Here is a 23,475-nt window from a genome sequence, read left to right on the forward strand (position 1 = left end):
CGGCGCTGAGCGGCACCACCCTGAGGGCGCCGGCGCGGTCGGCGAGGGGGCCCGCGACCCGCATCCCGGCGACCGCGCCCGCGCCGAGCAGCAGCAGGACCCGTCCGAGCACCGCGTGGTCGATCCCCGTCCGGTGCTCGATGGGCGGGATATGGACGATCCACATTCCCAGCAGGAAGCCGGCCAGGGTGAAGTAGGCGAAGGTGGCGAGCCGGGCCGCCCGCAGTGAACCGCCCGTCCCGGCGGCGGCGCCGGTCATACGAGCCTGACCTCCACGCCGGCGTCCCGCAGCCGTGCGACGGCGGGACCGGGGGCGGACCGGTCGGTGATCACCATGTCGAGGGCGGTGGCCGGGCAGACGAGGCCGAGGCCGCTGCGCCCGAACTTGGAACCGTCGCAGACCGCGACCGTGCGGCGGGCCGCCGCGATCGCCGCGCGCTTGACCGGGACCTCGTCCAGGTCGTGCGCCGTCAGCCCATGCTCGGCCGACAGCCCGCACACGCCGAGGACGGCGGTGTCCACGCGCAGCGCGGCGAGCGAGGCCTCGGCGAGGGGCCCGGTGAAGGCCAGCGCCCCGGGCGTGGTCCGCCCGCCCGGGACCAGCAGCCGGATCTGCGCGGCCCCGCTGAGGGCGTTGGCGGCGTGCAGGTCCAGGGGGACGACGGTGAGCCGCCGCCCGGCGATCGTGCGGGCGACGGTCAGGGCGGTGGTCCCGGCGTCCAGGACGACGGCCTCGCCGTCGGCGAGGAGCCCGTCGACCTCGGTGGCGATCCGCCGCTTGGTCTCGGCCGCCTCGTGCTCGCGCACGGCGAAGGGCATCGCCTCGCCGCGCAGCAGCAGGCTCACCGCGCCGCCCCGCACCCGGCGCAGCACGCCCCGCTCGGCGAGCACGTCGAGGTCGCGCCGGATGGTCATCTCCGATGCGCCGGTCTCGTCGGCCAGGTCCGTCACGCTCACGCGCTCGGTGGTCCGCAACCGCTCGATGAGCATGTCCACCCGTTTCGAACTTTCCATGTGTTCAATCAATCAGATTGGGTGTTAGATAGTCAATCGAGACCTGAGGAGCCGCCATGCCATGGATCGTCTTCGACTACGCCGGTGTGATCAGCGCGTCCCCGCCCGTGGGCGCCGGGGCGCTGCTGCCCGAGACGGTGGCGGCGCCGCCCGCGCGGTTCTGGCCGGTGTACTGGGCGCACCGGCAGCCCTACGACCTGGGCGCCGTGACCGCCGAGGAGTTCTGGCGGGAGGTGTGCGGTGAGCTGGACGTGCCGCTGGACGACGACCTGGTCCACGTGCTGGTGGCCCTCGACGTCCGCACGTGGGCGCACGTCAACGAGGACACCGTCGCCCTGCTGAGGGAGCTGGCCGGGCGCGGCACGCCGCTCGCCCTGCTGTCGAACGCGCCCGTCGAGCTGGCCCGCATGGTGGACGGGCGGCCCTGGGCGTCGCTGTTCCGGCACCGGCTGTACAGCGCCGACCTGGGGCTGGCCAAGCCCGCGCCGGAGATCTTCCACGAGCTGACCGGCCGGCTCGGCGCGGCCCCGGGCGAGGTCGTGTTCGTGGACGACCGCGAGGAGAACGTGTGGGCGGCCAGGATGCTCGGGATCCGCGCCGTGCACTTCACGGGTGTCGCGCGGCTGCGCGCCGACCTGGACCGCGTCGCGGGGTGAGCACGGGTCAGGACGGGGCGGGCGGCGGGTTCTCCTGCGGCCATAGGCCGCGCGCGGCCATCACGTCGCGGAGGGTGACCAGCTCGTCGGTCATGATGCCGTCGATGCCGAGGTCCAGGAGGCGCTTCATGGTGGCGGCGTCGTTGACCGTCCAGGCGTGGACCTGCAGCCCGAGCCGGTGGGCGTGGTCGACGAACGCCTCGGTGACGAAGGGGACGGGGCCGAGGCCGTAGGGCACCTGGGCGCAGGCGACGCCGGTGGCGGCGAGGCGGACGAGCTTGGCGGTGGGGCCCCCGATGGACTTGGCGCGCAGCGCCATCAGGCCGCGGGGGCCGAGCGCCATGCACACCTCGCGGTCGGTGAACTCGGGGAGCCGGGCGCGCATCTGCGCCAGCCGGCGGGTGGAGAACGACGTGATGCACACGCGGTTCCACGCGCCGGTGTGGCGGAGCGTCTCGGCGAGCGGCCCGATGACGGGGGCGTCCTTCAGGTCGATGTTGACGCGCGCCTCGGGGAAGGAGCCGAGGACGTCCTCGAGGCGGGGGATGGGCTCGGTGCCGCCGATGCGGGCCTTGGCGACCTCGGCGTAGGGGAGCCGGGCGATGGTGCCGGTGCGGTCGGTGACCCGGTCGAGGGTGCGGTCGTGGAAGGCGACCACGACGCCGTCGGCGGTGGCGTGGGCGTCGGTCTCCAGGTAGCGGTAGCCGAGGTCGGTGGCGCGCTGGAACGCGGCCATCGAGTTCTCCGGGCGTCCGGCCGCGCCGCCTCGGTGGGCGAAGGGGATCGGGCCGGGATGGTCGAGGAATTCGTACGAGCGCCGCACCCGTCCGATTATGGCCGACCGTGCCGCCCGATTTGACCTTACTACGTAAAGGGCGGAGGCGGTGCCGGGACTGCTAGCGTCGGCGCCGCAATCGATCAGCGAGGGAGCACGAGCATGGCGGACGTGAACGACTACCGGGCGACCTTCGAGCTGGTGGACGTGGACGGCGACGGCTACATCTCGACGGCGGAGCTGAAGAACCTGATGACCCGGCTCGGGCAGGACGCCGACGAGACCCGCGTCGTCGAGGTGGTCGTGGCCGCCGACGCCAACCGGGACGGCAAGATCTCCCTGGAGGAGTTCACCGCGCTGATGGAGCGGACCTCCCGGTGACGGCGGCGGCCGCGCGGGTCACCGCGCCCGGCGCCGCAGCTTGAGGGCGTTGTCGGTGCGGGTCATGGTGCGTCCGTCGGGCGCCATCTGGACGCGCTCGTGCTCGTCGCTGCGCAGGACCTCCCAGTCGCCCTCCGGCAGGGCGAGCGACTCGAAGACCTCGTCGGGCGTGGGCAGGTGCACTCCCGGGTGCGCGTCGGGGTCCCACGGCGGGGGCCCGGCGTGCCCGGCGACGAGCAGGATCCCGCCGGGCGCGACGGCGGCCGCGGCGGCCCGCAGGACCTCCTCGCGCGGCATGTCGGCGGGGGAGTGCAGGAACTGCGCCGAGACCAGGTCGTAGGAGCCCTCGGGGAACGAGACGGCCAGATCGCGGCGCTGCCAGTCGACGCGGTCGGCGACGCCGGCCTCCTCGGCGTGGCCGGCGGCGCGTTCGAGCGCCACACCGGAGATGTCGACGGCGGTGACGCGCCAGCCTCGGCGCGCGAGCCAGACGGCGTCGGCGCCCTCGCCGCATCCGAGGTCCAGGGCGGTTCCGGGCTCCAGGTCGGCGGCCTCCTGCACGAGGACGGCGTTGGGCTCGCCGCTCCACATGTGGTGGTGTTCGGCGTAGCGGGAGTCCCAGTACTGCTGGTGGGTGGTGTCGTCCATGCTTCGATCGTGCGCGGTGACCCCGCCCGGAGGCGAACCGTGTTGCCGTTTCGGCAATGTGAGCAGGACGAGGGGGACCAGGACGGCCGGGGCCGCGGCCACGGCGTAGCAGGCCGGGAGCGGCAGCGCGTCCAGGGCCGCGCCCGTGGCGGCGGTGCCGCCGGCCACGCCGAGGTTCACGGCGGTGTTCACCCAGGCGACGGTGCGGGTCCGGGCGCCGGGCGGCGCGTCGGCGTCGGCGATCAGGTAGGCGGTGGTCAGCGTCGGGCCGACGAACAGCCCGGCGGCGAACGCGGCCGCGGCCAGGACGGCGACGGACGGGGAGAGTCCCGCGGCGGCGAGCCCGAGGCCGAGCGGGCAGGCGAGCGCCGCGAGCCTGGCCCGGCCGGGCGCCGAGCGGCTCAGCGCGCCGTAGGCGAGGCCGCCGAGGGTGCTGCCGGCGGCGAGCGCGGCCTCCACCCAGGCGACCGCGGCGGGCTGGTGGTGCCGCTGGGTGAACGCGACGGCCAGCAGGCCGGTCGAGCCGAGGACGACCCCGGTGGCCGCGGCCGCGATGGCCGGCGCGAGGGGGAACACCCGGACGCGGCCCGCGCGGTGGTGCGTCCCCGTTCGCGGCGCCGCCGCCGGGGAGGCGGCCATCCCGGCGGTTCCGGCGGCGATGAGGAGGGCCCCGAGGGCGACTCCGAGGGAGGGGGCGGCGGCCGCGGCGAGCAGTCCCGCCAGGAGCGGGCCGGTCACGAAGACCAGCTCCTCCGACACGGTGTCGAGGCTGTAGGCGCGCCGTAGGAGCGGTCCATCCGGCAGGAGGGCGCTCCACAGCGTCCGCATGACCACGCCGACGGGGGGCGCGGTGATGCCGGCGGCGACGGCCAGGACCGTGAGGAGCGGAACGGGGGCGCCCGGCCGCGAGGTCAGCACGGCGAAGGCGGCGAGGACGAGGGCGTAGGCGGCGGCCATCGGGAGCATGGTGCGGCGCGGTCCGTGCCGGTCGATGAGCGCGGCGCGGACGGGTGAGACGGCGGAGGTGGTGAGGCCGAGCAGGGCCAGCAGGCCGCCTGCCTGGGCGTAGGAGCCGGTGGACGCCGTGAGCGCCAGCGTGAGGGACAGGAAGACGGTCCCGTAGGACAGGCGCGCCAGGAACGCGAACGCGAAGGTGCGGGAGGCGTGGGGCGTGCGCAGCACGGCCGCGTAGGACGAGGTCACGAAGCAGTTCCTAGGAGGGGGGTTACGGGGGCGCCGGAAGCCGCCACCGCAGGAGCGGCGGCGGGGCGTTCACCCGTGGAGGAGGAACTGCATGGCCTGATCGTAACGCGCACCCGGGCGAAGCGAAATCCCGCCGGCCGCGCCGCGGCGGTGGAACGCGATGATCAGTGCGTGACGAGGGGGCGCTTCGGCGGTGCGCCGAGCGCGCCGCGCGCTCCCGGACGCCTTCGGGTCACGCGCTCCATTCGCGGCGGCGGGCTTCCGCGAGGGCGATGGCGGTGGCGATGGCGACGTTGAGGGAGCCGACGCGTCCGATCTGCGGGATGTAGGTGACGGCGTCGGCGGCGCTGAGGAGGGCGGGGGAGCAGCCGTGGTCCTCGCTGCCGATGGCGAGGCACAGGTCTCCGTCGAGGGGCGCCTCGTGCAGGGGCACGGCGTCGGCCGTCAGCTCCACCGCGACGAGGCGGAGGCCCTCCTTGCGGACGGCGGCGGCGGCCTCGGCGGCGGTGCCGGCGTGCTCCCAGGACACGAGGCGCTCGGTGCCGAGGGCGGTCTTGGCGACGTTGCGGTGGGTGGGGGGCGTGGCGTTGCCGGCGAGCCAGAGGCGCTCGACGCCGAACACGGCGGCGCTGCGGATGATCGAGCCCATGTTGAACGGCTGGGTGACCGATTCGACGAGCAGGTCGACGCGGGCGCCGGTGCGGCGGCGCCAGTCGCGGTTGAGCCGCTTGACGTCGGTGGGGCGCAGCTGGCGGCGTCCCTGCGCGGGGTCGGGGGTGCTCATCGGGTGTGACCTTCCGTGCGGGGGGCGACGCGCAGGACGCGGTAGGCGGACCGGGAGGCGATCCGCTCGGTGGGGAAGCCCTGGGCGGCGAGCCACTTCTGGAGGGAGTCGGAGCCGAGGTGCTTCTGGACGACGAGGTGGGCGAGGCCGCCGGGGGCGAGGCGGGGGAGCCAGGTGAGGAGGAGGTCGTGCAGGGCGGCCTTGCCGATGCGGATCGGGGGGTTGGACCAGATCGCCGCGAACCGCTGCTCGGGGTCGGCGTCGTCCGCCAGAGTGAACCTTACATTGTCAAGGCCGGCGGTTTCGGCATTGCTCTCTGCCATGGCCAGCGCTCTCTGGTTCACATCCACCCCCAAAACACTCGCCTGAGGCGAGCGCTTGGCCATGGTGATGGCGATCGGACCGTATCCGCAGCCGAGGTCGAGCAGGTCGCCGACCGCCGGGGGCGGGGGGACGGTCTCCAGCAGCACGCGGGTGCCGGGGTCGATGCGGTCGGGGGAGAACATGCCGCTGTCGGTGTCGAGCCGCAGGTGCAGGTCCGGCAGGACGAGGTCGACGGTGCGGCGACGGGCGGCGGCGCCCGGCCGTTCCGCGAAGTAGTGTTCCCCCACGTCGGCCGACCGTATCAGCGTTCGGGGGCCGCCCGTGCCGTGCGCGCGGTCAGGGGAGGCGGGAGAACCAGGCGAGCGACACGCCGCCGGCGGCGAAGGCGAACAGCAGCGCGATGCCGATGTAGCGGGCGGCGACGTCGCGGTGCTCGGTCCTGAAGCCGAGGGAGCTGCCGATGTTGGCGTACACCTCGCGGAGCTGGTCGGCGTCGGCCGCCTCGTAGGCCTTGCCCTCGGTGCTCTCCGCGAGGCTCTTGAGGGTCTCCTTGTTGACCGAGACGCTGGTGGTCTCGCCTTCGATGTCGACGGTGCCGTAGGGGGTGCCGAAGGCGATGGTGGAGACCGGGACGTGGGCGAGGCGGCTGGCGTCGACGGCCTCCTGCACCGACCGTCCGGTGGTGTTGTCGCCGTCGGACAGCAGGACGATGTGGGCGGGCGGCGGGTCCTGGCGGGCCTGGGCGTCGAAGGACCGGACGGCCTGCAGGGAGGTGAACACCGCCTCGCCGATGGCGGTGCGCTTGGCCAGGACGAGCTGGTCGAGGGAGGCGATGGCGGCGTCGCGGTCGGCGGTCGGGGCGGCGATGAGGTTGGCGTTGCCGGCGAAGGCGACGACGCCGACGTTGAAGCGGCGGGGCAGGTCGCCGATGAAGCGCTTGGCGGCGGCCTTGGCGGCGTCGAGGCGGCTGGGGGAGACGTCCCTGGCCATCATGGACAGCGACACGTCGACGGCGACCACGATGGTGGCGCGGTCGCGGGGGACCTTGACAGCGGTGGCGGGGCGCGCGAACCCGAACATCATGAAGGCGATCATGATGAGGAACAGGACGGCCGAGACGTGCCGGCGCCAGCCGGGGCGGCGGGGGGCGACCTGGGACAGCAGCGCGAGGTTGGTGAACCGGACGGCGTACTGGCGGCGGCGCAGTTGCAGGAGCAGGTAGGCGGCGGCCAGGAGCGGCAGGAGGCCGAGGAGCCAGAGGCGTTCGGGTGACAGGAAGGTCATGGGCGCACTCCCGCGGTGGTGACGGGCCGGCCTGCGGCGCGGCGCTGGCGGAGGGCGAAACGGGCGACGTCGGCGATCCAGTCGCGGTCGGTGCGCAGGACGAGGTGGTGGGCGCCGCAGCGGCGGAGGGCGGCGCGGGTGCGGTCGCGCTGGGCGGCGGCCGCGGCGGCGTAGCGTTCGCGGACGCGGCGGCTGAGGACGATCTCGTGGACGGTGCCGGTCTCGGGGTCGGTCATCTCCACGAGGCCGACGTCGGGCAGGTCGAGTTCGCGGGGCTCGATGATCTCGATGGCGAGGACCTGGTGGCGGGTGGTGAGGCGGCGCAGGGGGCGTTCCCAGGCGGGCTGGCCGTGGGGGCCGTCGGGGGTCTCGACGCCGTCGGGGGCGAGGAAATCGGAGATGACGACGCGCAGGCCGCGGCGGGTCTGGCCGCGGTCGAGGGCGGCGACGGCGGCGGCGAGGTCGCGGGGCGGGGCGGTGGCGCCGGTGCGCGGTCCGGTGCGGTCGTCGGCGGACTGGGCGTCGAGGGCGGTCTGGAGGAGGGCGTACAGGGCGGCCTTGCCGGTGCGGGCGGGCCAGCGGCGCATGCCGTCGTCGTGGAGGAGGTAGGCGCCGACGCGGTCGCCGAGGCGGACGGTGAGGAAGCCGACGGCGGCGAGGGCGGCGACGGCGAGGTCGCGTTTGATCATGGTGCCGGTGCCGAAGTCCATGCTGGGGGTGAGGTCGACCAGGGCCCAGGCTTCGAGTTCGTGGTCGGCGATGAGGTCGCGGACGTGGGGGGTGGTGGTGCGGGCGGTGACGGCCCAGTCCATGTGGCGGACGTCGTCCTCGCCGGGCTGGTAGAGGCGGGCTTCGGCGAGTTCGGTGCCGGGGCCGGGGAGCAGGCCGAGGTGTTCGCCGTTGAGGAGGCCGTCGAGGCGGCGGGTGACCTGGAGTTCGAGTCGGCGCAGGGTGCGTTCGGGGGCGAGGTGGGCGAGTTTGCCGCTGCGCCGGCGCCGGGGGGTCATGCGGTGGTCACCGCCGCCGCGCCGTGGTTCCAGACGACGCGGGGTGGGGGGACGGCGGCGAGGATCTGGTCGACGACGTCGGCGGTGTCGATGCCGTCGGCGAGGGCGTCGAAGGTGAGGACGATGCGGTGGGCCATGACGTCGCGGGCGACGGCGCGGACGTCGTCGGGCAGGACGTAGTCGCGGCCGGCCAGGAGGGCGAGGGCGCGGGCGGCGGAGGCGAGGCCGAGGGTGGCGCGGGGGCTGGCGCCGATGTCGATGACGCCGCGCAGGTCGGGGAGGCGGTACTGGTCGGGTTCGCGGGTGGCCATGACGAGCCGGACGATGTAGTCGGCGATGAGTTCGTGGACCGAGATCTCCTGGACGGCGCGCTGGAGGCCGGCGAGGCGGTCGGTGTCGAGGATCTGGGCGGCTTCGGGGGGGTCGACGCTCATGCGCTGGAGGATCTGGAGTTCCTCGTGGGCGGCGGGGTGGTGGACGTCGACCTTCATGAGGAAGCGGTCGCGTTGTGCTTCGGGGAGGGGGTAGACGCCTTCGGACTCGATGGGGTTCTGGGTGGCGAGGACGAGGAAGGGGCGGGGGAGGGGGTAGGTGTTGCCGCCGAGGGAGACCTGGCGTTCGGCCATGACCTCCAGGAGGGCCGACTGGACCTTGGCGGGGGCGCGGTTGATCTCGTCGGCGAGGACGAAGTTGACGAAGACGGGGCCGAGCTCGACGTCGAACTGCTCGGTGGAGGGGTGGTAGATGCGGGTGCCGACGATGTCGGAGGGGACGAGGTCGGGGGTGAACTGGAGGCGGGCGAAGGTGCCGCCGACGACGCGGGCGAGGGTGCCGACGGCGAGGGTCTTGGCGACGCCGGGGACGCCTTCCAGGAGGCAGTGGCCGCGGGCGAGGAGCGCGACGATCATGCGTTCGACCATGTGCTCCTGGCCGACGATGACCTTCTTGACTTCGGCGAGGGTGTACTGCAGGAGGACTGCGGCCTCGTCGACGTCGGTGGCGGCGATGGTCATGTGGGTGTCCCTCACTTGTCCGTCGTGTGCCCTGTCCTCGTGCGTCGGGATGGGGTGCCTTACGACCCTACGCGATCACTTGTACCCGTTGGCGGGGGATACGTGCGTGCGGGGGATGATCGGTTCGGGGGTGCGGGCGGGGGGTGTTCCGGGGCCGATCGTAGGGCGTGGTTGTTAGTGTTGCGGCCATGTCGAGGCCGTTGCCGCCGGGTGATCCCGCTCAGTTGGGGCCGTTCCGTCTGTCGGCGCGTCTGTCGGAGTCCGCTGCCGGGATCGTGTTCCTGGGGGTGGACGGCGAGGGGCGCCGGGCGAGTGTGGCGGTGCTGAACCGGGGTGCGGCGGGTGATGCGGCGGCGCGGGACCGGTTCCGTGCGGCGATCAACGCGGCGGTGCCGGGTCCGGGGCGGGGTCCGGGGGGCGCTGGTCCGGGTGAGGGTGCGCCGGTGGTGGCGGCGCAGCCGGACGGGCCGGCGCCGTGGGTGGCGACGTCGTATGAGGCGGATCGTGTGGGGGCGGAGCGGTTCTTGGAGCCGGTGGCGTTCCAGGGGTCGGCGCGCGGGTGGTGGGGCGGGCGTCGGCGTGGTCCGCAGTTCCAGCCGTATTGGCTGGGGCAGGGCGAGCCGGCGTTGGAGGGGCCTCGGCCGGTGCCGGGCGGGGGTCCGGTTCCGGTGGGGGAGCGGGGGCCGGAGCGGAGTCTGGTGGCGGCCGTGGTGGGTTTGGCGGCGGCGTTGCTGGTGCTGGCGTTGTTGATGGGTGTGTTGTTCGCGTGTCAGCCGGTGGCGAAGGAGCCGCCGCCTCCGCCGCCGGAGCCGACGCCGTCGATTCGGGCGCCGGAGCGGTCTCCGGTGCCGACGACGCCGGCTCCGTCGCCGTCGGTGCCGCCGAGTTCGCCGGGTCCGTCGTCGCCTGCGCCTTCGCCGTCGTCGGGTTCGGGTGGTGGGGACGGCGCTCCCCTGTAGGGGGTTTGGGGCGGTCTGCTCGCCTGTGCGGAGAAGGTCGCCCATGCGGGGAATAGGGCGTTGCGTGGTGGTGCGGCGGGCGGACAGCATGGGGGGATGCTGGAGAGTCTGCTCGCGTTCGCGGGCGCGGCGGTTCTGATCGCTTTGGTGCCGGGGCCGAGCACGGTGGTGATCATGCGGCAGTCGCTGCGGTCGGGGCGGCGCGCGGGGCTGTGGGCGGTGCTGGGCAACGAGACGGGCGTGCTGCTGTGGGGGGTGGCGGCGGCGGTGGGGCTGTCGGCGCTGCTGGCGGCGTCGCGGCTGGCGTATGAGGGGTTGCGGGTCGCCGGTGCGGTGGTGCTGGTGTGGTTCGGGGTGCGGGCGCTGTGGGGTGCGCGCCGCGGCGGTCCGGCCGCGGCGGCCGCGGGGGAGGATCTGCGCGATGAGCGGGGCGGTGGCGGTGCGGGGGCCGGGGCTTCGGGGTGGCGGTCCTACCGGCTGGGGCTGGTGACGAACTTCGCGAATCCGAAGGCGGGGGTGTTCGCGGTGTCGTTCCTGGCTCAGTTCGTGCCGGAGGGGTGGCCGGTCGCGGCGGTGCTGGTGGGGTTCTCGGTGCTGTGGGCGCTGATCGACCTGGTCTGGTACACGGCGGTGGTGTGGCTGGTGGGGTCGGCGCGGCGGGTGCTGGGGCGTCCGGTGGTGCGGCGGCGGCTGGACCAGGTGTCGGGTGTGGTGCTGGTGGGGCTGGGTGTGCGGTTGGCGGCCGAGGCGCGCTGAGGGGCCTGCCGGTGCCGTCGCGGTGGCGCCTCGGTGAGTGCCGGGCGGTTGCTCTGGCGGGGGCGGCCGATTTGGCACTTTCTCATGATCACTTTTGGGGGCGGGCGTCGTAGCCTGGGGCGGTGACCTCACTGGATGGCCTCGCCGACCGCTATGTGGACGAGTTCGCCGCGCTGGACCCGTGCCTGGCGGCGATGATGGGGATCGCCGGGCAGGACGACCGGCTGACCGACTACGGGCCGGACGGGGTGGAGGCGCGTGCGGAGCTGACGCGGCGGACGCTGGCGGAGCTGGGCCGCGTGCCGGTGCGAGGCGAGGCGGAGCGGATCGCGGCGGCGGTGCTGCGGGAGCGGCTGGAGGTCGAGGCGGCGCTCGACGAGGCGGGGGTGCGGGAGCAGTTCCTGGACACCACCGACGGGCCCGTCCAGCGGCTGCGGATGGCGCTGGAGCTGCTGGACCAGGGGGCGGACACCGACTGGGAGGCCGTCCGCGCGCGGATGGCGGCGCTGCCGGGGGCCCTGGCCGGGCTGCGGGCGTCGTTGGTGCGGGCGTGCGGGCGGGGCCGGGTGGCGGCGCGGCGGCAGGTGCTGCGCAGTGCCCGCGAGTGCGCGGGCACTCCGGCCTATCTGGCGGGTCTGGCGGCGCGGTACGGGGACGGGCCGCTGCGGGGGGCTTTGGAGGAGGCGTCGGCGGGGGCGTCGGCGGCGCTGGGGGAGTTCGCGTCGTTCCTGTCGGGGGAGCTGGCGGCGCGGGCGCCGGAGCGGGACGCGCTGGGCGCCGACCGGTACCGGCTGGGGGTGCGGGACTTTCTCGGGACGGACCTGGATCTGGCGGAGACGTACGCGTGGGGCTGGGAGGAGCTGGCGCGGGTCGAGTCGGAGATGGCGGGGGCGGCGCGGGAGATCCTGCCGGGTGAGCCGCTGCCGGCGGTGATGGCGGCGCTGGACGCCGATCCGGCGCACCGGGTGGGGGGCGCGGATGCGTTCCGGGGGTGGATCCAGGAGCTGGCCGACCGGGCGATCGCCGATCTGGACGGGGTGCACTTCGACATTCCGGGGCCGCTGCGGCGGATCGAGTGCCGGATCCCGCCGGTGGAGGCGGGGGTCTACTACCTGGCGCCGGCGGAGGACCTGTCGCGTCCGGGGACGGTGTGGTGGACGGTGCGGGACCCGTCGGCCGACATCGTGACCTGGACGGTGCCGACGACGATGTTCCACGAGGGGGTGCCGGGTCACCATCTGCAGCTGGGGGTGACGACGCTGAACCGGGGGCTGAACCGGTTCCAGCGGGTGTCGAGCGAGCTGCATCCGGGGCACTGCGAGGGGTGGGGGCTGTACGCGGAGCGGCTGATGGACGAGCTGGGCCACTACCGGGATCCGGCGCACCGGCTGGGGATGCTGGCGGGCGGGCAGCGGTTCCGGGCGGCGCGGGTGGTGCTGGACATCGGGTTGCATCTGGAGCTGCCGATTCCGGCGGGGGCGGGGTTCCACGAGGGGGAGCGGTGGACGCCGGAGCTGGGTTTCGAGTTCCTGCGGGGGCGCATGGGGCCCGACCCCGATGCGGCGGTGGCGTTCGAGATCGACCGGTATCTGGGGCGTCCGGGGCAGGCGATCGCCTACAAGCTGGGGGAGAAGGTCTGGCTGGAGGCGCGGGAGGCGGCGCGGCGCCGGGAGGGCGCGGGCTTCGATCTGAAGGCGTTCCACCGGCGGGCGCTGGATCTGGGGCCGATGGGCCTGGACCGGCTGCGCGCTGAGCTGGCGCGGTCGTGACGGGCGGTGCGGCGCGGGGGCCCGGAGTCTGAGGCGGGCCTGGCGGCGGGCCAGGGCCCGGGGAGGACCGGGCTCGCACGTCGGATCAGGGCGGGCTCGTGACGGGTCGGCGCGCGGGACCAGACAGGGTCAGACGGGTTCGGAGGGGTTGAGGTGGGCTCGGGTGTGGCTTTCCAAGGCTTCGACGCCGGTTTCGCGGAGCCAGCGCCGCTGGTTGGGGCGCTGCCAGTCGGACCGGGAGGTGTCGGCCGTGCTCAGGACGCCCGCGCCCGCGGCGTCGCGTGCGCCGGCCGCGTCGCCGGCCACAGATTCGGTGATGTCGTCGGATCTGCCGATGTGGCAGGCGCGCTCGTCACCGGGTTCGACGATGGTCTTGTGGTAGCGGGGCGGCCACCGCAGCAGCAGGCGGCGGCCGCACGTGGGACAGGCCCATTCCTCCAGCCCGGTTTCCCCGGTCCGGACGCGGCGCAGCTCGTGGGTCCGGTACAACTTGCCTCTCCTCGCCGGTCGGCTGAGTTCCGGCCAATGTTCGTGCGTTAGTGATTTCCCGCGCTCAGCAGGTTAAACGACACGGCAAGCGTCTTTAAGGTCGATGATGAGCCACACTCTGGCACGTCCGTAATCCGGATCTGTCGCCGGTGACGGCGGCCCGGCCGGACCGCACCACCGCATCGGGGCACGGGGCCGCCGGATCGGGGCGCCGCATCAGGTGAGGGCGCGGCGCACGGCCTCGCCGATCCGCGCGACGGCCTCGGCGGGGCGGCGCGCGAACGCCCCCCACCCGAGGAAGCCGTGGTCCAGGCCCGTTCCGGGGACGAGCACCACGGGCACCCCGGCCTCCCGCAGCCGCGCCGCGTGCGCCTCGGCCCGCGGGCGCAGCCGGTCGTGCTCGGCGGTCGCGATCACCGCCGGGGGCAGGCCCGACGGGTCGGGGTCCAGCAGCGGCGACACGCGCGGATCGGTGCGGTCGGCGCCGCGCAGGTAGGCGTCCAGGGCGCGGCCGATGCCCGAGGGCGGGAACCGCAGCCCGTCGGGGTCGGGCAGCGGCGGCGGGACCTCGCGCAGGTCCAGCGCCGGGTACAGCAGGACCTGCAGCGCGGGCCGGGCCGGTCCCGGGGCGCGCAGCAGGCCGGCGGCCGCGGCGGCGAGCTGGCCGCCCGCGCTGTCCCCGGCCACTCCGATCCGGGCGGGGTCCAGGCCGAGGCGGTCCGCGTTCGCCGCGACCCCGGTGACGGCGGCGACGGCGTCGTCCAGCGCGGCCGGGAACGGGTCCTCGGGCGGGCGCCGGTACCCGGCCGACACCCACGCGACGCCGCTGGCCGCCGCCAGTGCCCGCACGACGGGGTCGTAGGACTCGACGTCGCCGAGCACCCACCCGCCGCCGTGGAAGTACACCAGCGCCGGCGCCGGGCCGTCCCACGCGGGCCGGTAGAGCCGGGCGGGGATCGGGCCCGCGGGGCCGGGCAGCGTCAGGTCGGCCACGGTGTCGACGGGCGGGCGCGGGGAGCGGGCGAGGTCGGCGGCGTGCTCGCGGCGTGCGTCGCCGTCCGTGCGGCCCGTCCCGCCGGGTGCGGCGAGGCGGGCCCGCAGGAACGCCAGGTACTCCGGATCGCGCCCCATCAGCCCTCCTCGGCACCGAGCCTACGACCCGCGGGGAGACCCGCAGGGCCTGCGCCGCACGGCACGGCGGGAGGACGATCGCAGGGGGCGGGACAGCTCAGAAGGGCCGGGGAAGGTCAGAAGGGGTAGGTGGCGATCTCGCCGCGGACCGTGACCCACTGCGTCTCGGTGAAGGCCTCGATGTTGGCGTCCGGGCCGCCGAACCGCGAGCCGTTGCCCGAGGCCCCCACCCCGCCGAACGGCACGACCGGCTCGTCATTGACCGTCTGGTCGTTGATGTGGACCAGCCCCGCCGGGATCGCGTCGGCGATCTTCATGGCCTGCCCGACGTCGCCAAGGATGCCCAGCGACAGCCCGTACTCGGTGGCCGACGCCAGCTCCACCGCCTCCTGCGGCGTGGAGAACGGCACCACCGGCGCGACCGGGCCGAACACCTCCTGCGCGTAGGCGGGCATGTCGGGCGTCACCTCGTCCAGGACGGTCGGGCGGTAGAACAGGCCCTCGTGGGTGCCGCCCGCCGCGAGCCGCGCCCCGGCGGCGACCGTCGCCCTGACCAGTTCGTCGACGTGGGCGAGCTGCCCGGCGTCGATGATGGGGCCGAGCGCGACGGGCCCGGCCGCCGGGTCGCCGACCGGGAGCTTGTCGGCCTTGTCGGCCAGCGCCGCCACGTACTCGGCGTGCAGGCTCTCGTGCACCAGGTGCCGCCCGGAGGTCATGCAGATCTGCCCCTGGTGCAGGAACGCGCCCCACGCGCCCGCCGACACCGCGTCGGCGACCCGCGCGCCCGGCAGCACGATCAAAGCGTTGTTGCCGCCGAGTTCCAGGTGGGCGCGCTTGAGGAGCCGCCCGCACACCTCGCCGATCCTGCGTCCGGCGGCGGTGGAGCCGGTGAAGGACACCACCCGCACCTCCGGCGCCTCCACCACCGCCTCGCCGGCCTCGCGGCCGCCCGGCAGCAGGTGCAGCAGCCCCTCCGGCAGCCCCGCCTCCTGGAAGATCCGCGCGATGCTGACCCCGCCGCACACCGCGGTGCGCGGGTCCGGCTTGAGCAGCACGGCGTTGCCGAGCGCCAGCGCGGGCGCCACCGACCGCATCGCCAGGATCAGCGGGAAGTTGAACGGGGAGATCACGCTCACCACCCCGGCGGGCCGGCGCCGCGCCAGGCTCCACCGCGGCTGCGCCGACGGCAGCACCAGCCCCTGCGGGTGCGAGGCCAGCGCCGCCGACTCGTAGCACAGGCTCGCGGCGAAGTGCGTCTCCAGCTCCGCCTTCGGCGGGATCGACCCGGCCTCCCGCACGATCCAGTCGCCGATCTCGGCGGCGTGCTCCTCGAACAACCGGCCCGCCGCGCGCAGCACCGCGGCGCGCTCCTCGTAGGTGCGGGCCGCCCAGTCGCGCTGCGCGGCCGCCGCGGCCCGCGCCGCGCGTCCCGCGTCCGCCGCGCGGGCCTCGCCCAGGGTGCCGAGCGTCCCGCCGGTCGCGGGCTCGGTCACCTCGAACACGCCGCCGTCCCCGGCCGCCGCCCAGCCGCCGTCGAAGATCTTCCCGGTCCACGCACCAGGGTCGAGCAACGTCATCGTTCCTCCTCGCAAAGGGGGCCCGCACAGAAACTCCCACCCTCGCCAGGCGCGGCGCACGCCGGACATCATCGTTCCGCTCAGTGGAAACCCGCCGGGCGGAAAACCCGTTGCGGCGCCTCCCCGCGCAGGGCAGTCTGATCGCACGGCACCCGCACGGGCCCTGCGAGGACGGGCCCCGGCGTTGGAAGGGAGGGACGGGACATGACCCGATGTCGCCGCGCACGCACCGCGCCCCGGCCCCGTCCCGCCGGCCGGACGTCCCGCTGACCCCGGCGTCCCCGTCCGCTCCCCGCGAGGGGGCGGCTCCGTATCTCTTCTCTCCGTATCCCCTTCTCCGGTCCGCGAGGGCCGGCCCCCCGTGACGCCGTGGCCGAGTGGTTCAGGCGGCGGTCCGCAAAACCGTCTCACGTGGGTTCGAATCCCACCGGCGTCTCCCGTCCCGCCCCCGCTGTCACCCTGGGGGCGGGACCCCGACTCCCCGTAGCTCAGCGGACAGAGCGCCGGCCTCCGAAGCCGGAAGCCGCAGGTTCGATTCCTGCCGGGGAGACGCGGCCGCTCCGCGCCGCACGCCGGGGTGGGCGGCCCGGCCGCGCGCAGGTCAGCGGCCCCCGAGCGCTTCCGCCCCGAGCGCCGGGCCCGGCGCGGGCGGCCACACGAACGCGTGGGCGTACCAGGCGCCCGCGTCGCCGCGCACGGGCCGCCTGCCGTAGGTGACGGCGATCGCGGCGACGTTGCGGCCGCGCTCGGTTTCCCCGCCCACCTCCCCGCCGGGTCGCAGAATTTCGCCCAGCAGCAGCCGGACCGGCTCGTGCAGCTCCAGCCGCAGCACCAGCGACCCGCTCCGGCTCGCCCCCGCCCGCGCCACCGCGTCCTGGATCAGCGGCGCCAGCCGGTCGGTCAGGCTCGCCGACGCCGGGCCGAGCCCCCACACGCGCAGGGCGCCCTGCACGATCCCGCGGACGCCGGCCACCGCGGCCCGCCCGCTCGGCAGCGGCCACCGGCCGCTGTGCAGGGCCGGTCGCGGAGTTTCCTGGGTGGGAACGACGGTCATGTGCCCCTCCGATCACGAACGAGCTGCGGGCTTTGAGCCCCCCGGGCCGGCCGCGCCGGCCCGAACGCAATCGTCACCTCGCCGGGTTCGTGCCCCGCCCGCCCCCGCTCATGCCCCCTCCCGCCGATCGCCGCCCCGCTCGACCGGGCCGCCCGACCCGAGGGGGCGGGGCGGTCAGGAACGGGCGGGCAGGGCGCCGGCGATGCAGTCCAGGACGCGTTCCAGCCCGTACCGGAACTGCTCGTCGCCGGACATGTGGGGCAGCCGCGCGTCCTTCACGATCCGCTCGAACATCGGGTACCTGCCGGTGTCGAGCAGCTCGCGGACGTAGGGGGCGCTCTGCATCATCCAGCGCTCGGGCGTCATCCCGCTCTGGCGCATCTCGCGCATCCACTCGATCTCGCCGCGCACCGTGCGCTCGACGTAGCCGTTCAGCATGTCCAGCAGGATGAGGATGTCGTCGATCGGGATCCCGACGTCCAGGGCGCCGGAGGCGAACTCCAGCAGCCGCAGCCGGTTGGGGCCGAACGTGGCGCGCGGCCGGTGCAGGCCCACCAGCCAGGCGTGGCCGCTCCACACCGCGCGGGTGTTCTCGGCGATCAGCGTCAGGTCGGCGCGCCAGTCGCCGCTCGGCCGGTCGGGGATGTCCATCTCCAGCAGGACGTGGTCGACCATCAGGTCGATCAGGTCGTCGCGGGAGGGCACGTAGCGGTACAGCGACATCGCGCCGGTGCCCAGGTCGGCGGCGATGCGGCGCATCGAGGCCGCCTCCAGCCCCTCGGCGTCGGCGATGCGGATCGCCGCCTCGGTGATCTGGGCGCGGCTGTAGGCGGGGCGCGGCCCCCGGCCCTGCCGCTCGGGGACCGACCAGATGCTGACGTGCTGCTCGCCGCCTGTCAACGGACCTCCTCGTGACTCTCCCGAGCATCCTAGTTGCGTACGTCGTACTCAGTTGTCTACCGTAGCTGCGTACAACGTACCCAGAGGAGGGGTTGTGACCGACGAACCGATCGTGTTCGCCGAGGGGCTGCGCAAGCGCTTCGGCGACACCCAGGCCCTGGACGGCCTCGACCTGGCCGTCCCCGCCGGCACGGTCTGCGGGGTCCTCGGCCCCAACGGCGCGGGCAAGACCACCGCCGTGCGGATCCTGGCCACGCTCGCCGACGCCGACGCCGGGCACGCCCGCATCGCCGGCCACGACGTCGCCCGCGACCCCGACCGGGTCCGCGCCCGCATCGGCCTGGCCGGCCAGTACGCCGCCGTCGACGAGAAGCTCACCGGACGCGGCAACCTGCGCATGTTCGGCCGCCTCTACCACCTGCCCCGCCGCGAGGCCCGCCGCCGCGCGGACGAACTGCTGGAGCGGTTCGGGCTCGCCGACGCCGCCGACCGGCAGGTCGCCGGCTACTCCGGCGGGATGCGCCGCCGCCTCGACCTGGTCACCAGCCTGATCCTGCGGCCCCAGGTGCTGTTCCTGGACGAGCCCACCACCGGCCTGGACCCCCGCAGCCGCGGCGAGATCTGGGACGCCGTCCGCGGCCTGGTCGCCGAGGGCACCACCGTCCTGCTCACCACCCAGTACCTGGAGGAGGCCGACCGGCTCGCCGACGACATCGCCGTCGTCGACCACGGCCGCGTCATCGCCACCGGCGCCCCCGACCGCCTCAAGGCCTCCGTCGGCGACCGCCTCGACGTCGTCCTGGACGACCCCGCCGCCGCCGGCCGCGCCGCCGCGCTCCTGCGCACCCTCACCGGCAGCCACCCCGCCCTGGAAGGCGAACGCCTCTCGGTGCCGCTCACCGCCGGCTCGGTGCGCCTGGCCGACGTCGTCCGCGAACTCGACCGCGCCGGCATCACCGTCGGCGACGTCGGGCTGCGCCGCCCCACCCTGGACGAGGTGTTCCTGCGCCTCACCGGCAGCACCCCCGCCACCGGCACCCCCAGCACCCCAGGCCCCGACACCCCTGAAACCGACACCTCCGAGACGGGCGCGGTCCGCGCCGCCGAGCCCGCCGAGCGCAGCCAGGAGACCGTCCGATGACCGCCCTCACCGCCCCCGACTCCCGCGCCGGACGCCTGCGCTGGGCCCTCGCCGACGGCCTCACCCTCATCGGCCGCGAACTCGGCCGCATCCGCCAGGAACCCGGCGAGCTCATCGCCGCCCTGATCTTCCCCGCGGTCATGGTCGTGCTGTTCGGGTACGTGTTCGGCAGCGCCATCTCCGTCCCCGGCGGGGGAAACTACCGCGAGTACCTGATGCCCGGCCTGTTCGCCATGGTCACCTTCACCTCCACCATGGCCGTCACCATGCGCGTCGCCACCGACGCCTCCCGCGGCGTCATGGACCGGTTCCGCTCCATGCCCATGGCCCGCTCCGCCGTCCCGTTCGGGCAGACCGGCGCCGAGATCCTCAACGGCGTCCTCGCCATGGTCATCATGGCCGCCGCCGGTCTGGTCGTCGGATGGCGCGCCCACAACGGCCTCTGGCAGACCGCCGAGGCCTTCCTGCTGCTGGCGCTGATGCGGTACGCGCTCAGCTGGGCCGGCTGCTACCTCGGCCTGGTGGTGAAGAACGAGCAGACCGCCGACCAGCTCATCCCCCTGGTCTTCCCGGTCACCATGCTGTCCAACTCCTTCGTCCCCACCGGCGGCATGCCGAAGGTCCTGCAGGTCATCGCCGAATGGAATCCCGTCAGCGCCCTCACCGCCGCCTGCCGTGAACTGTTCGGCAACCCCGGCGCGCCCGCCGGCGACCTGGCCTGGCCCCTCGCCCATCCCGTCCCCGCCACGATCGGCTGGGCGCTGCTCCTGCTCGCGGTGTTCGCGCCCCTGTCCGTGCGGACCTACCGGGTCCGCGGCCGCTGACCCCGCCGCGCCTGCCGCCGGACCATCGACGGGTCCGGTGGCCGGCGCGGCGGACGCGTTCCAGTCCGGGGACGGTCAGGCGCCCGAGCGTGGCGCGGGGGAGGAGGTCTGGGGAGTGGCGGCCCACGAGGCGAGCAGGCGCAGGCCCTCCTCGGAGGCGGACCCGGGCTCGGCCGTGAAGATGGTCAGGGTGAGACCCGGCTCGGCGGCCATCTCCAGACCCTCGTAGGCGAGCGTGAGGTCGCCGACGACCTGGTGGTGGAACCGCTTGGTTCCGCTGCCGTGGTGGCGCACGTCGTGGGCGCCCCAGCGGGTGCGGAACCCGTCGCTGCGGGTGGACAGCTCACCGACGAGGTCGTGCAGATCCTTGTCGTGCGGGTTGCGGCCCGCCTCGGTGCGCAGGATGGCGACGGTGATGTCGGCGGCCAGGTCCCAGTCGGGGTAGAAGCGGCGCGCGGCGGGGTCCAGGAAGGTGAAGCGCGCCAGGTTCGCCTGGTTGCCGGGAGTGGCGTAGACGTCGTCGTAGAGAAGGCGCGGGCGAGCTGGTTGGCGGCGACGATGTCCATGCGGCCGTTGCGGACGAACGCCGGCCCCGCCGTGACGGCGTCCAGCGCCCACTGCAGGCTCCGGTGCGGCTTCCACTGCCCCTTGGGGCGGCGGCGGGGACGGGTGAGGGCCTCGGTGCCGTCGGCGGCCTGAGCCAGGTTCAGCAGATGGGCGCGTTCGGCGTCGTCCAGCCGCAGCGCCCGGGCGAGCGCCTCCAGGACCGCCGGGGAGACGCCCGCGAGATTGCCGCGTTCCAGCTTGGCGTAGTACTCCACGCTCATGTCGGCCAGCGCCGCGACCTCCGTGCGGCGCAGCCCCGGCACCCGGCGCCGGGAACCCGGCGGCAGCCCCGCCCGCCCAGGAGTGATCTTCGCGCGCCGCGAGGTCAGGAACTCGCGGACCTCTTCACGGTTGTCCACACCTCGACGTTACGCGCTGCCCGCGGCCGCAGCCATGTACTGCCGGTACACCCTTCGACGGTGCCTCGCTACGCGCGCCGAGACACGGTTACCTGGGAGGCGTGGTGCTCCCGCCGCAGGTCAAGCACGTGACGGCAGGGGCCCCGCGCCCGGCCCCAGCGTGGTTCGCCACCCGGCCCGCCGGGCGAAGGACCGCACCAGGCGCCCGCCCGCACCTCTGGCGCGGCCGCGCCGTGAAAGCAAAGGAACCTTCCCATGCGCGGAGCAGTGATCCACGCCCCCGGCGACATCCGTTTCGAGACCCTGGACGACCCGAAGATCCTCCACCCCGCCGACGCGGTCATCCGCACCGCGGTCACCTGCGTGTGCGGCTCGGACCTGTGGCCCTACCGCGGCGCCGAGCCGACCGACGCGGCCCATCCGATGGGCCACGAGTACGTCGGCTTCGTGGAGGAGGTCGGATCCGAGGTGACCTCGGTGAAGCCGGGCCAGTTCGTCGTCGGGTCGTTCGCGACCTCCGACAACACCTGCGCGAACTGCCGCAACGGCTTCCAGTCGAACTGCCTGAACCGGGAGTTCATGAGCACCTGCCAGGCCGACTACGTCCGCATCCCCAACGCCCAGGGCACCCTGGTGGCCACCGACGGCCCGCCCGACGAGAAGTTCTGGCCGGGGCTGCTGGCCGTCTCCGACGTGATGGGCACCGGCTGGTGGGCCGCCGACGCCGCCGAGGTCAGGCCCGGCTCCACCGCCGTGGTCGTCGGCGACGGCGCGGTCGGCCTGTGCGCGGTGATCGCCGCCCGGGAGATGGGCGCGGAGCGGATCATCGCCATGTCCCGGCACGAGCCGCGTCAGAAGCTCGCCCGCGCGTTCGGCGCGACCGACGTCGTCACCGAGCGCGGCGAGGAGGGCGTGGCCCGGATCAAGGAGCTGACCGGCGGGATCGGCGCCGACAGCGTGCTGGAATGCGTCGGCACCGCCGAGGCGATGCGCCAGGCCCTGCACGCGGCGCGGCCCGGCGGCGACGTCGGCTTCGTCGGCGTCCCCCACGGCGTCGAGCTCGACGGGCAGGAGCTGTTCTTCTCCCACGTCGGCCTGCGCGGCGGCCCCGCCCCCGTGCGCCGCTACCTGCCCGACCTGATCGACCTCGTCCTGACCGGCCGGATCGACCCGGGCCCCGTCTTCGACCTCACCCTCCCCCTCGACCAGGTCGCCGAGGGCTACCGGGCCATGGACGAGCGCCGCGCCGTCAAGGCACTCCTCCAGCCCTGACACCACCCGCAGACAAGGAACGGCCATGCAGATCACGCGAAGCACCATCGACACCGCCAAAGGCCCCGCGGACTGGTTCACCGGCGACGTCTACATCGACGCCGTCGCCGCGGCGCCCGCCCCGTCCCGCGTCAGCGCCAACCTGGTGCACTTCATGCCCGGGGCGCGCACCCACTGGCACCGGCACCCGCTGAGCCAGACCGTCTTCGTCACCGAAGGGATCGGCCTGTGCCGGCGCCGGGGCGGCCCCGTCGAGGTCATCCGGCCCGGCGACCGCGTGCTGTTCGAGGCCGACGAGGAGCACTGGCACGGCGCCGCACCCAACCGGCTCATGGTCCACCTGGCCATCAACGAAGGCGACGCCGACCACGACGTCGTCCACTGGCTGGCACCCGTCACCGACGAGGAGTACGCCGCCGCCCCGCCCACCTGACCGTTCTCGTCACGAGAGGCACCTCATGAACCCGACCTACGACTTCACCGCCCAGGTCGCCTTCGTCACGGGCGCCTCCTCCGGCACGGGCCTGGCCGCCGCCCGCGCCGCCTACCACGCCACCAAGCACGGCGTCATCGGCCTGACCAAGAGCGCCGCCCTCGAGTACGGCCCGCGCGGCGTCCGCGTCAACGCCGTCTGCCCCAGCACCATCAGCACCCCCATGGTCGACGCCATGGTCGCCGCCGGGCAACTCGACCGCGGCCGAGCCGAAACGGGCCAGGCCATCGACCGGCTCGGCACCGCCGAGGAGATCGCCCAGGCCGTGCTGTGGCTGTGCAGCCCCGGCGCCGGCTACGTCACCGGCGTCGCGCTCCCCGTCGACGGCGGCTACACCGCCCAATGACCCGCCCGACGGCAACGGCTCGGCGGCACGGCTCGGCCCTTCCGGGCCTGACCGTCTGACCAGGGGAGCCGGGACCAACCCGCGACGGCGCACGAACCCAGTGGGTGAGGGGACGGCTCGGCCGGCCGCCTCTTCCCCCGTGCGGGGGAGCGGTCTCGGCCGCGGCGGGGAGGCCCCGCTCGCCCCGCCGCGACCACGATCGTCGCCATGGCCACCACGCTCGCCGCCCGCCTCTCGCCGCACGCCCTGGGGCGCCGCCTGCCCGCGGCCGCGCTCGCCTGGGTCACCGCCTACGGCGCCCTTCGCGCGTACTGGGCGGCCGGGCACCGGCCCCACGCCATGTCCCCCATCGGCACCGACCTCGTCGCCTTCACCGGATGGGCGGGCGCCGGCCTGTGCGGGGCCGCCGCGCTCGTGCTGGCGCTCCTCGCGTCCCCGCGCGCCGACCGCCTGCCCCGCGCCGCGCGCCTGGCCCTGGCGGGCGCGGCCTGGGCCGCCGCGGCATGCCTGGTCGCCTCCGGCGCGATGCTCCTGCTGGACGCGGTCGGCGCGGTCCTGCCCGGCCTGGGCTTGGGGTTCTACCCGCTCGGCGCGCTGTCGCGGGCCGCGGTCGTCGCCGCCGGGGCCATGACGGCCCTGTCCGCCCGCGCCTACACCGCGCGCACCCGCACCGGACCGGCCTGCGGCGCCTGCGCGCGCCCCGCGGCCGC

Annotated in this window: 22 protein-coding genes, 2 tRNA genes and 3 pseudogenes; 12 read left to right on the forward strand and 15 right to left on the reverse strand. The window is 74.8% G+C overall.

Features of this window, described 5'->3' with window-relative positions:
• Together ABWI04_RS33730 and ABWI04_RS33735 are read right to left on the reverse strand one after the other, a co-directional pair.
• Nucleotides 1-259, reverse strand: a pseudogene (locus tag ABWI04_RS33730) (hypothetical protein); the annotation flags it as partial.
• Nucleotides 256-1,014, reverse strand: coding sequence for a DeoR/GlpR family DNA-binding transcription regulator (locus ABWI04_RS33735; RefSeq protein ID WP_353834954.1), 759 nt, complete (start codon nucleotides 1,012-1,014; stop codon nucleotides 256-258). The pseudogene ABWI04_RS33730 and the gene ABWI04_RS33735, both read right to left, overlap by 4 nt.
• Before the next feature lie 56 nt (nucleotides 1,015-1,070).
• Here ABWI04_RS33735 and ABWI04_RS33740 point away from each other — a divergent pair, with 56 nt between their 5' ends.
• A complete protein-coding gene (locus ABWI04_RS33740; protein WP_353834955.1) occupies nucleotides 1,071-1,670 on the forward strand; it encodes an HAD family hydrolase in 600 nt (199 codons plus the stop codon).
• 7 nt (nucleotides 1,671-1,677) lie between these two features.
• Here ABWI04_RS33740 and ABWI04_RS33745 read toward each other — a convergent pair whose 3' ends face one another.
• Nucleotides 1,678-2,493, reverse strand: coding sequence for a glycerophosphodiester phosphodiesterase family protein (locus ABWI04_RS33745; RefSeq protein WP_353834956.1), 816 nt, complete (start codon nucleotides 2,491-2,493; stop codon nucleotides 1,678-1,680).
• Between the two features lie 114 nt (nucleotides 2,494-2,607).
• Between ABWI04_RS33745 and ABWI04_RS33750 the strand changes: the two genes are divergently transcribed.
• Entirely contained in the window at nucleotides 2,608-2,826 is a 219-nt protein-coding gene (locus tag ABWI04_RS33750) for an EF-hand domain-containing protein (RefSeq protein WP_345187040.1), read from the forward strand.
• Nucleotides 2,827-2,844: 18 nt separating this feature from the next.
• On the opposite strand, the gene ABWI04_RS33755 is transcribed toward ABWI04_RS33750, so the two are convergent.
• The 6 genes from ABWI04_RS33755 to ABWI04_RS33780 all read right to left on the reverse strand — a co-directional run bounded on the left by ABWI04_RS33755 (nucleotide 2,845) and on the right by ABWI04_RS33780 (nucleotide 9,089).
• Nucleotides 2,845-4,677, reverse strand: coding sequence for a class I SAM-dependent methyltransferase (locus tag ABWI04_RS33755; protein WP_353834957.1), 1,833 nt, complete (start codon nucleotides 4,675-4,677; stop codon nucleotides 2,845-2,847).
• 232 nt (nucleotides 4,678-4,909) lie between these two features.
• Nucleotides 4,910-5,461: a TrmH family RNA methyltransferase gene (locus tag ABWI04_RS33760; protein WP_345187035.1), complete on the reverse strand. Its 552-nt coding sequence runs from the start codon at nucleotides 5,459-5,461 to the stop codon at nucleotides 4,910-4,912.
• Nucleotides 5,458-6,072, reverse strand: a complete 615-nt coding sequence (locus ABWI04_RS33765; protein WP_353834958.1) for a class I SAM-dependent methyltransferase — start codon at nucleotides 6,070-6,072, stop codon at nucleotides 5,458-5,460. The genes ABWI04_RS33760 and ABWI04_RS33765 overlap by 4 nt, the downstream gene beginning before the upstream one ends.
• A gap of 49 nt (nucleotides 6,073-6,121) precedes the next feature.
• Nucleotides 6,122-7,069 (reverse strand): VWA domain-containing protein, encoded by a 948-nt coding sequence (locus ABWI04_RS33770; protein ID WP_353834959.1) that lies wholly within the window; start codon nucleotides 7,067-7,069, stop codon nucleotides 6,122-6,124.
• On the reverse strand, nucleotides 7,066-8,076 hold the full coding sequence (locus ABWI04_RS33775; RefSeq protein ID WP_353834960.1) for a DUF58 domain-containing protein: 1,011 nt from the start codon (nucleotides 8,074-8,076) through the stop codon (nucleotides 7,066-7,068). The genes ABWI04_RS33770 and ABWI04_RS33775 overlap by 4 nt, the downstream gene beginning before the upstream one ends.
• Nucleotides 8,073-9,089, reverse strand: a complete 1,017-nt coding sequence (locus ABWI04_RS33780) for an AAA family ATPase (protein WP_345187026.1) — start codon at nucleotides 9,087-9,089, stop codon at nucleotides 8,073-8,075. The genes ABWI04_RS33775 and ABWI04_RS33780 overlap by 4 nt, the downstream gene beginning before the upstream one ends.
• A 1,055-nt stretch (nucleotides 9,090-10,144) precedes the next feature.
• Between ABWI04_RS33780 and ABWI04_RS33785 the strand changes: the two genes are divergently transcribed.
• Complete coding sequence (locus tag ABWI04_RS33785) at nucleotides 10,145-10,804, forward strand: LysE family translocator (RefSeq protein WP_353834961.1); 660 nt, start codon at nucleotides 10,145-10,147, stop codon at nucleotides 10,802-10,804.
• 122 nt (nucleotides 10,805-10,926) lie between these two features.
• Complete coding sequence (locus ABWI04_RS33790) at nucleotides 10,927-12,573, forward strand: DUF885 domain-containing protein (protein ID WP_353834962.1); 1,647 nt, start codon at nucleotides 10,927-10,929, stop codon at nucleotides 12,571-12,573.
• Between the two features lie 129 nt (nucleotides 12,574-12,702).
• On the opposite strand, the gene ABWI04_RS33795 is transcribed toward ABWI04_RS33790, so the two are convergent.
• From ABWI04_RS33795 to ABWI04_RS33805, 3 genes are all read right to left on the reverse strand, one after another.
• A complete protein-coding gene (locus tag ABWI04_RS33795) occupies nucleotides 12,703-13,062 on the reverse strand; it encodes a hypothetical protein (protein ID WP_353834963.1) in 360 nt (119 codons plus the stop codon).
• A gap of 216 nt (nucleotides 13,063-13,278) precedes the next feature.
• Nucleotides 13,279-14,193 carry an alpha/beta hydrolase gene (locus tag ABWI04_RS33800; RefSeq protein WP_353834964.1) on the reverse strand — a complete coding sequence of 305 codons (915 nt, stop codon included), beginning with the start codon at nucleotides 14,191-14,193 and terminating at the stop codon, nucleotides 13,279-13,281.
• 116 nt (nucleotides 14,194-14,309) lie between these two features.
• A complete protein-coding gene (locus ABWI04_RS33805; protein WP_353834965.1) occupies nucleotides 14,310-15,770 on the reverse strand; it encodes a benzaldehyde dehydrogenase in 1,461 nt (486 codons plus the stop codon).
• A gap of 363 nt (nucleotides 15,771-16,133) precedes the next feature.
• Here ABWI04_RS33805 and ABWI04_RS33810 point away from each other — a divergent pair.
• Together ABWI04_RS33810 and ABWI04_RS33815 are read left to right on the forward strand one after the other, a co-directional pair.
• Nucleotides 16,134-16,206, forward strand: a tRNA-Cys gene (locus ABWI04_RS33810).
• A 41-nt stretch (nucleotides 16,207-16,247) separates the two neighbouring features.
• Nucleotides 16,248-16,320, forward strand: a tRNA-Arg gene (locus tag ABWI04_RS33815).
• Between the two features lie 51 nt (nucleotides 16,321-16,371).
• Here ABWI04_RS33815 and ABWI04_RS33820 read toward each other — a convergent pair.
• Complete coding sequence (locus ABWI04_RS33820) at nucleotides 16,372-16,824, reverse strand: hypothetical protein (RefSeq protein ID WP_353834966.1); 453 nt, start codon at nucleotides 16,822-16,824, stop codon at nucleotides 16,372-16,374.
• 174 nt (nucleotides 16,825-16,998) lie between these two features.
• Nucleotides 16,999-17,724, reverse strand: coding sequence for a TetR/AcrR family transcriptional regulator (locus ABWI04_RS33825; protein WP_345187693.1), 726 nt, complete (start codon nucleotides 17,722-17,724; stop codon nucleotides 16,999-17,001).
• A 94-nt stretch (nucleotides 17,725-17,818) separates the two neighbouring features.
• Here ABWI04_RS33825 and ABWI04_RS33830 point away from each other — a divergent pair, with 94 nt between their 5' ends.
• Both ABWI04_RS33830 and ABWI04_RS33835 read left to right on the forward strand, forming a co-directional pair.
• Nucleotides 17,819-18,865 (forward strand): ATP-binding cassette domain-containing protein, encoded by a 1,047-nt coding sequence (locus ABWI04_RS33830; protein WP_353834967.1) that lies wholly within the window; start codon nucleotides 17,819-17,821, stop codon nucleotides 18,863-18,865.
• Nucleotides 18,862-19,689, forward strand: a complete 828-nt coding sequence (locus ABWI04_RS33835; protein ID WP_345187699.1) for an ABC transporter permease — start codon at nucleotides 18,862-18,864, stop codon at nucleotides 19,687-19,689. The genes ABWI04_RS33830 and ABWI04_RS33835 overlap by 4 nt, the downstream gene beginning before the upstream one ends.
• A 75-nt stretch (nucleotides 19,690-19,764) precedes the next feature.
• On the opposite strand, the pseudogene ABWI04_RS33840 reads toward ABWI04_RS33835, so the two are convergent.
• Nucleotides 19,765-20,654: pseudogene (locus ABWI04_RS33840) on the reverse strand (helix-turn-helix transcriptional regulator).
• A gap of 255 nt (nucleotides 20,655-20,909) precedes the next feature.
• Here ABWI04_RS33840 and ABWI04_RS33845 point away from each other — a divergent pair.
• From ABWI04_RS33845 to ABWI04_RS33860, 4 genes and pseudogenes are all read left to right on the forward strand, one after another.
• Nucleotides 20,910-21,926: a zinc-dependent alcohol dehydrogenase family protein gene (locus ABWI04_RS33845; RefSeq protein ID WP_345187705.1), complete on the forward strand. Its 1,017-nt coding sequence runs from the start codon at nucleotides 20,910-20,912 to the stop codon at nucleotides 21,924-21,926.
• Nucleotides 21,927-21,951: 25 nt separating this feature from the next.
• The gene (locus tag ABWI04_RS33850) at nucleotides 21,952-22,359 is read left to right on the forward strand and encodes a (R)-mandelonitrile lyase (protein WP_353834968.1); all 408 of its coding nucleotides are present in this window, start codon (nucleotides 21,952-21,954) and stop codon (nucleotides 22,357-22,359) included.
• A gap of 25 nt (nucleotides 22,360-22,384) precedes the next feature.
• The gene (locus ABWI04_RS33855; RefSeq protein WP_353834969.1) at nucleotides 22,385-22,765 is read left to right on the forward strand and encodes an SDR family NAD(P)-dependent oxidoreductase; all 381 of its coding nucleotides are present in this window, start codon (nucleotides 22,385-22,387) and stop codon (nucleotides 22,763-22,765) included.
• Between the two features lie 207 nt (nucleotides 22,766-22,972).
• Nucleotides 22,973-23,475: pseudogene (locus ABWI04_RS33860) on the forward strand (hypothetical protein); the annotation flags it as partial.

The organism is Actinomadura sp. NPDC000929 (assembly GCF_040492065.1).
GTDB classification, from domain to species: domain Bacteria; phylum Actinomycetota; class Actinomycetes; order Streptosporangiales; family Streptosporangiaceae; genus Spirillospora; species Spirillospora verrucosospora.